The sequence below is a fragment of the Oleiphilus sp. HI0079 genome (assembly GCF_001635105.1).
The window spans coordinates 1-904 of sequence record NZ_LWFT01001425.1 but is presented as its reverse complement, the minus strand read 5'-3'; the positions used below and the strand labels follow the sequence as shown (position 1 = coordinate 904).

The following is a 904-nucleotide window of genomic DNA, read 5'->3' as shown; positions in this document are numbered from 1 at the left end:
CGAAGGCAAGGCAATTTATTACATTGCGCAGTTGCAGTATCGGGAAGGCGAGATATTGACGTTTGATATCTCAGTATTTCCTCAAGGGGTTTCAGATCCGTTCAGGCTACGATTCAGCCACAATTTCTATAATGATTGAGCCAAAGATGGACATTGTTCTAGCAAGTGGAAACGCGGGAAAACTCAGAGAGATTGCCGCGCTTCTTGAAGGCCGTAGGCTCCATCTTATATCGCAAGCTGAGTTGGGTATTAAGAGTGCGGAAGAAACAGGCCTAAGCTTTATCGAAAACGCGATTTTAAAGGCGCGACATGCCTCCTCAGAGAGCGGTAAGCCTGCCCTTGCGGATGATTCCGGTTTGGCGGTCGATGCTCTGCAAGGTGCGCCAGGTATTTATTCTGCTCGATATAGCGGCTCAGATGCGACGGACCAAAGCAATATTGATCTGCTGCTTGAAAACTTAAAAGGGGTGCCAGTCGAACAGCGGCAAGCGACGTTCCATTGTGTACTGGTGTTCGTGCGACACCCTCTAGACCCCACACCAGTCGTTTGCCATGGAGTTTGGGAAGGGGTTATCGCTGAGCAGCCTTCAGGAGAAGAAGGGTTTGGCTATGATCCGGTTTTTTGGATTCCAGAATTAAACTGCACCGCAGCCGATCTAACGCGAGAGCGAAAGTCAGCGATTAGTCACCGTGGTAAAGCTTTAAAGCAGTTAAGTGAGATGCTGCCTGCACTCAACAGCCCGACTTAGGAGCACATTTGCGTCTTCCCCCTCTGAGTTTATACATACACCTTCCTTGGTGTGTAAAGAAGTGCCCCTACTGCGATTTTAATTCCCATGCCAGAACCGACTTGCCTGAAGAGGCCTATCTTCAGTCTTTGATCAAAGATCTCAAGCAAGAGCTG

General features: G+C 48.9%; 2 protein-coding genes and 1 pseudogene. All 3 read left to right on the top strand.

Annotation, left to right across the window (positions count from 1 at the left end; all coding sequences use genetic code 11):
- The first annotated feature begins 31 nt into the window (after positions 1-31).
- A complete protein-coding gene (locus A3750_RS27410) occupies positions 32-139 on the top strand; it encodes a hypothetical protein (protein WP_369819983.1) in 108 nt (35 codons plus the stop codon).
- A 7-nt stretch (positions 140-146) separates the two neighbouring features.
- Positions 147-749, top strand: a complete 603-nt coding sequence (rdgB, locus tag A3750_RS24535; RefSeq protein ID WP_068458565.1) for an RdgB/HAM1 family non-canonical purine NTP pyrophosphatase — start codon at positions 147-149, stop codon at positions 747-749.
- A gap of 8 nt (positions 750-757) precedes the next feature.
- Positions 758-904: pseudogene (locus tag A3750_RS27080) on the top strand (YggW family oxidoreductase); the annotation flags it as partial.